5 protein-coding genes are annotated in these 6,521 nt (G+C 67.8%); 3 read left to right on the top strand and 2 right to left on the bottom strand.

Translation table 11 applies throughout. The features are described 5' to 3' along the window. On the top strand, positions 1 to 882 hold an 882-nt coding region (locus E2C05_RS04345; RefSeq protein ID WP_205082715.1), incomplete at its 5' end, for a DDE-type integrase/transposase/recombinase. A gap of 848 nt (positions 883 to 1,730) precedes the next feature. Here the strand turns inward: E2C05_RS04345 and E2C05_RS35095 are convergent. Continuing rightward, positions 1,731 to 1,865, bottom strand: coding sequence for a hypothetical protein (locus E2C05_RS35095; protein WP_275670489.1), 135 nt, complete (start codon positions 1,863 to 1,865; stop codon positions 1,731 to 1,733). 315 nt (positions 1,866 to 2,180) lie between these two features. Further along, complete coding sequence (locus E2C05_RS04340) at positions 2,181 to 3,563, bottom strand: aminotransferase-like domain-containing protein (protein ID WP_133218377.1); 1,383 nt, start codon at positions 3,561 to 3,563, stop codon at positions 2,181 to 2,183. A 346-nt stretch (positions 3,564 to 3,909) separates the two neighbouring features. On the opposite strand from E2C05_RS04340, the gene E2C05_RS04335 reads away from it, so the two are divergent. Continuing rightward, complete coding sequence (locus E2C05_RS04335; RefSeq protein ID WP_158291948.1) at positions 3,910 to 5,586, top strand: alpha/beta fold hydrolase; 1,677 nt, start codon at positions 3,910 to 3,912, stop codon at positions 5,584 to 5,586. Positions 5,587 to 5,630: 44 nt separating this feature from the next. Further along, on the top strand, positions 5,631 to 6,449 hold the full coding sequence (locus E2C05_RS04330) for an alpha/beta fold hydrolase (RefSeq protein WP_133218375.1): 819 nt from the start codon (positions 5,631 to 5,633) through the stop codon (positions 6,447 to 6,449). Positions 6,450 to 6,521: the final 72 nt, after the last annotated feature.

The following is a 6,521-nucleotide window of genomic DNA, read 5'->3' as shown; positions in this document are numbered from 1 at the left end:
CCGCCGCTACGGCGTCGCGCGGGTCTGCCGGGTGTGGCAGGTGCCGAGGTCGTCCTTCTACGCCGCGCGCCGGACAACGGCGGATCCTGCCAGCCCGCCTGCGGTGCCCGCACGCCGTGGTTCGAAGCCAGTCGTATCCGATGCGGACCTGATCGCAGCCATCCGGGCCGACCTGGCGCGCTCGCCCTGGACCGGCGAGGGCCACAGGAAGGTCTGGGCCAGGCTGCGGGCGATGGACGGTATTGGGTCGCCCGCAAGCGGGTCCTGCGGCTGATGCGCAAGCACCATCTGCTCTCGCTGCACCGCGCACGGGCACGGGCAGAGGCGAGCCATGAGCGACAGATCATCACCACCGCGCCGAACGTGATGTGGGCGATCGACGCCACCCAGGTCACCACGGTCCAGGAGGGCAAGGTGTGGCTGTTCGGCGTCGTCGAGCATTGGAACGCCGAGATGCTGGGCTGGCACGTCGCCAGGCGCGGTACCCGCTACGAGGCGATCCAGGCGCTCGGCATCGCGGTGCGCCAGCAGTTCGGCCCTCTCGGGGCCGGCGCCGCCCGTGGCCTGTCGCTGCGCCATGACCACGGAAGCAACTTCATGGCCGATGTGTTCCAGAAGCAGATGCGGTTCTGGGGCGTGGCGCCGAGCTATGCCTTCGTCGCCGAGCCGGAGACCAACGGCTGCATCGAGCGGCTGTTCCGCACCCCGAAAGAGCAAGCCATTCACGGCCGCATCTTCCAGACCATCGACGACGTGCGCGACGCCGTCCGCGCCTTCGTCGTCCGCTACAACACCGAGTGGATCATTGAGAAGAACGGCCACCGCAGCCCCGCCGACACGCGAGCCGCTTTGCACGCAGAAACCTTCAGGTGCGCGGCGTAATCCAACCTGTTGTCCAAAGAGCCGGGTGCGGTACAACGCCACAGGGCGTTGACCCGAATGCGCCGCATCTCGACAACCAGCCCGGCGATACGCCGGTGCCGCATCTCCCGGGAGGGTCGGCAAACCGGGCCGATGGCGGCGGCGGTGCAGCGCATCTGCACGTGCAGGGAGGCGGCGACATCAGCAGCCACCGGCCCCATGCCGCACCCTCAACAGCCGGCGGCACCGGGAGACCCGCGCACCTTGACAACCAGCCCGGCGACACGCCGAACCCGCATCGGCCGGGGCGCGGCGCGCCCTGACGTCACGGACCCGGCGGGCGATGGCCAGGGAGACCGCGGTGGCCGTCGATCCGCCGCGGAGACCGGCACGGAGACGATGACGCGCCCTTGCGCGTTCCTGCCCAAGGGAACGGCCCTTACGGTGGCGTCGGTCATCGCATGAGGCGACCCGCCTGATGACGGCGCCGCCTGCCGGGACGGCCGAGACGATGTTTCCCTCGTCCTGCAGCCGGGCCATGCCAGCGGCGAGCGCACCCAGCCCGCACGGGGAGGCTTCGACGCCGTAGCAGGGGCGGCCGATCGCGCCGCACCGCCGCCGCAAGTACCGCCTGCCCCGGTACGGCGCCAGCATCCTTGGCGGCAGGCGCGACGGGTTCGTGCTTCTGCCGCGCTAGCCTTGACGGCCCTGGCCAGGGACTATGCGGAGCCCACTTCAACCGCCGCCGCCAAGCGCAGCACGTCCTTCTCTGATCTGCCGGGTGTAGCGAGCAGCGCGATGACAAGGGTCCGGCCCATGGCCCGCGTGGACCTCCCCTCCGCTGGTGGCTCTTTCGCAGGAAGACTGGTTCAGGCAGCGAAGAGAGTGCGGAGCCAGAGGCGGTCGAAGCTGCTTCGCCCGAAGGTCTGGCGCTTCAGCATTCGGAAGACTGGGTCGTCGCGGCAGCCGCTGGCCTGCAGCCAGGCCTCGAGCGTCCGCACCAAGCAGGTCTCTGCCCGGTGCGGGCGATGCCGAAGCTTGCCCCCTGCCCTTCCTGGTCGCCCTTGCTGGGCGGCAGCAGCCGCAGGCCTTCGCAGGTGACGCTGCCATGCTCGCACCCGTTGGCGAGCAGCGCGCGCCGCCACAGCGCCCCGGCCTAGCCGAGCAGCAGCGGGACCTGGCGACTGGCCCGACGCGATGACGCCCGGAGGACAGCTCTCCGAACCGATCGTCATTCGTCAGGGAACGCTCATTCCGCGTTGGGTGCCATGCTGCGGAGGGCAGCAGGCTGAATGACCGCCGGATGTGCCGCGACGACGCTACAGAAAGCCGGACGCGCGGGCCGGAGACTCCGCCAGGGCATGTGCGGCGAATTCCAATGCGGTCCGAACGACGGACCGCGGGGCTGGCCCGCCGAGCCCGACGCGAACCGCTTCTGGCAGTGCCCCCCCCGTCCCGAAGACATCACTCGCCACGACGCCGAGGCCAGAGGAGGCCATATGGGCCACGAAGGCCGACCGGCTCCATCGAGACGGCATGGTCAGCCAGAGATGGAATGCCGCTGGATCGGTCGTGACAAGTTCACCGGGCAGGAGCGCCGCCACCAGGACTTGGCGCTCACGCGATTCCGCCCGAATGGCGGAGAGCAGCGCGTCGGCGGTGCCATCCTTGATCCACCGCGTCGCAAGCGTCGCCGTGATCGGCGAAACCATGACATTCGCCGTCCGGACGGCGGCGGTGAAATTCCAGCCCGACCGCGCGTCGGGCACGACGACATAGGCGATGCGCAGGCCGGCGCCCAGGCATTTGGACAGCGTCGCCACGTGCCACGTCAGGTCGGGTGCCACGGATGCGAAGGCTGGCGGCACGTCGGCGGACAGCATCCCGTAGGGGTCGTCCTCCAGGATCGCAACGCCATGCATGCGGGCGACCGCGGCAATCTCCTGCCGACGCTCGAGCGGGATCGTATGCGTCGTCGGATTGGACAGCGTCGGGTTGAGGTACAGGATCTTGGGCTGGCGACGGCGGCATGCCTTATCCAAGGCGTCGGGCAACAAGCCCTGTGCATCGGCCGGCAGCCCGATCAGCTCGACACCCAGCTGTTCGGCGATTCCCTTCACGCCCGGGTAGGTGAGCGCCTCGGTCAGAACCTGCCCGCGCTCCGCCCCGGAGAGCACCGTCATGGCCGAGAACAACGCGGCGTGGGCGCCGGGGACAACGAACACCCTGTCCAATCCGGTCTGGACGCCCCGCCGCGCCAGCCACTCGATCGCCGCCTGTCTCTCCGACTCCGTGCCACCGACCCGCTGGTATCGGAGCGCCCGCGCGAGATCATGGGCGATCGGGTCCAGTCCCGAGCCGAGGCGTTTCCACAGTGCGGCATCGGCGGGCTCGGGCGGCATGTTCATCGAGAAGTCGCCGGCTTCCACGCGCCCACCGGACCCGGCGCTCGCCACGGGCGCACCAGCCACGAAGGTGCCTTCCCCGACGCGTGATTCGATCAGGCCACGCCGCTGCGCCTCGGCGTAACCCCGCGCCACCGTCGTGAAGTCGAGGCCGAGGAGGCGTGCCAAGTGCCGCTGCGCCGGCAGCCGCTGGGCGGGTGCCAATCGGCCGTCAGACACGTCGCTCTGGATCGCCTCGGCAATCGCGATGTAGCGAGCCTTGGAGCCGCCTTCCAAACTCGGCACCCAGTCGGTCATCTGTCTTCCAGTCGCTGGCCGCGCATTTAAGCACATTGACTGCATTCATAGCACCCCGGCGATGCAGGTCAATGTCGTCTTACGCCGCACAACGTGATCGCCCATACTATTCGGAGATTTTGCAGCTGCTTCATCGCGGCGCAGATGATCGCGGGCAGCCGAATCATCTACATGCATGAATTTGCCGGCAACTTAGCCATCAATTGGTTCGCGCCACCGCGAAGCAGCCGACGCTCCACCACCTTCTTTCGCTTGACCACTCCAGTCATTCGCCGGTTTTGTATGCATACACTGAATGGCTGAATGCCTATCCTGGCGATGCAGTCACTGCGGTGGGAGGTCAGCCATGGCGCAAACCACCAGGCACCCGGCAGCCGTTCCACCCCACACGACAGGCCTGCGGGAGTTCGTCTTCGGCCCGTTCCGCCTCAATCTGACCGAGCGTTCCTTGCGGCGGCACGGCATTCCGGTTCCGCTCGGCGCGCGGGCCTACGACCTTCTGGTCATCCTCGTGCAGCGCGCCGGGCAGGTCGTCCGGCACGATGAGCTGATCGCTCATGTCTGGGCCGATGTCAGCGTGAGCCCGGGCACCCCGCGCGTGCATCTGTCGGCGCTGCGCAAATCCCTCGGCTGCCGGCCGGATCGCGTCCAATACATCATCAACGTCCCGGGACGCGGCTACTGCTTTGTCGCCCCTGTCGTGATGGCGGGTGCTCCGGAACAGCACCATGCTGCGGTCGGCGAAACCGGAGCCATCCCACGGGATCCCACGAGCCCGGTCACGGGAGAGGCCGTGCCTGGCCAGACCTCCACCGGCCGTCCTGGACGCGGGGCGGCCGCCGGCTTGCACAAGGCCAGGCAAACCTCACTCGGGAGCGCGCTCGAACCGACCGATGCTGAGCAGTTCTTAGCAAAACCTAACACCGCTCATGGCCAGGCCGCAGGCAGGCTCAGCCAGCGCCAAGGCCTCGTCACGGAGACCGGTCGGCGCGGAGAACGTGGAACATCGAATCAGCGGATCATCCACGACGGAGACAACCCGGAGATGGTCCGTAGGAGGCAGGCGATCTCGGCCGCCATCGCTCTCCTGACCAGTGTCGCCGCGGATGCCAACCTTACAACCGTGCGGGCGGAGGCTCCCTTGCAGTCATCGAGGACCGTGACGCATCACCGGACGACGACGGTCGACGGCATCGAGATGTTCTACCGCGAGGCGGGTCCCGCTGACGGACCGGTCGTGCTCCTGCTGCACGGCTTCCCCACCTCCTCGCACATGTTCCGCAACCTGATCCCCCTCCTCGCCGATCGCTGGCGCGTCATCGCGCCCGATTATCCCGGCTTCGGTCAGAGCGCCATGCCGGATCGCGCCAGCTTCGCCTACACCTTCGACCGCTACGGCGAGCTCGTCGGCACGCTGCTCGACCAGCTCGGCGTGCGGCGTTACGCCATGTACGTCATGGACTACGGCGCACCGGTCGGGTGGCGCCTAGCCCTCGGGCGCCCTGACAGCGTCACCGGGCTGATCGTGCAGAATGGCAACGCCTATGAGGAAGGGCTGCAAGCCTTCTGGGACCCCATTCGGGCGTACTGGGCTGACAATTCACCGGTCCGCCGCGACGCCCTGCGGTTCCTGGTCGCGCCGGAGACAACGCGGTTCCAGTACACCGATGGCGTACGCGACATCTCGCGGATCGCGCCGGACAATTGGGTGCATGACCAGGCACTGCTGGACCGTCCCGGCAACGCCGAAATCCAGCTCGACCTGTTCTACGATTACCGGACCAACCTGCCGCTCTATCCCCGGATCCAGGCTTGGCTGCGCCGGGAGCGGCCGCCGACGCTGATCGTATGGGGCGCGAACGATACGATCTTCCCGGCCGAAGGCGCGCATCCCTTCATGCGGGACCTTCCCGAGGCCGAGATGCACCTCCTCGATACCGGCCACTTCGCCTTGGAGGACAAGCTGGACGTGATGGCGCCGATGATCCGCGACTTCCTCGATCGCAAAAGCGATCCGCGCTGAGTGCGGCGACGGCCATCGCCCGATCGCTACCGAGGAGCCAGACCATGCCGAGCATCACCACCGACGACGGCACCGAGATCTATTTCAAGGACTGGGGCTCCGGCCCGCCCGTGGTCTTCAGCCATGGCTGGCCGCTCAGCGCCGATGCCTTCGAGGACCAGATGTTCTTCCTGGCGCAGCGCGGCTTCCGCTGCATCGCCCATGACCGTCGCGGCCATGGCCGATCAGGACAGCCATGGCAAGGCAACGACCTTGACACCTATGCCGACGACCTGGCCGCGCTGGTGCAGGCGCTCGACCTGCGGGATGCCGTGCATGTCGGCCATTCCACCGGCGGTGGCGAGGTCGCCCGCTATATCGGGCGCCATGGAACCGACCGGGTCGGCAAGGCCGTGCTGATCGGCGCCATTCCGCCGCTGATGCTGAAGACCCCGGGCAATCCCGTCGGCACCCCGATGGAGGTGTTCGATCAGTTGCGCGCCGGCGTGCAGGCAGATCGTTCAGCATTCTGGAAAGAGCTGAGCCTGCCCTTCTACGGCTACAACCGCGAGGGAGCGCATGTCTCGGAGGCCGTCCGCGAGGATTTCTGGCGACAGGGCATGATGGCCGGCTTCCCCGCATCCTACTTCTGCATCAAGGCCTTCTCCGAAACCGACCTGACGGGCGACCTCGCTAGGTTCGACATCCCGACCCTCATCCTGCACGGCAGCGACGATCAGATCGTCCCGATCGCCGCTTCCGCCATGCTGTCCTCGAAGATCATCAGGAATGCCACGCTCAAGGTCTACGACGGCGCGCCACACGGCATGTGCACGACGCTGAAGGATCGCGTGAATGCAGACCTGCTGGAGTTCATCGCCTGACCTCGGTCAGCGGTCTCCGCCACCGGCCTTCCGCGACCGGCGCTGCGGGTGCCCGGCGCAGGGAACCGGCTT

It is taken from the genome of Paracraurococcus ruber, assembly GCF_004353985.1.
GTDB classification, from domain to species: domain Bacteria; phylum Pseudomonadota; class Alphaproteobacteria; order Acetobacterales; family Acetobacteraceae; genus Paracraurococcus; species Paracraurococcus ruber.
The sequence above is the reverse complement of the archived record's forward strand: the minus strand, read 5'-3'. Positions and strand labels throughout refer to the sequence as shown.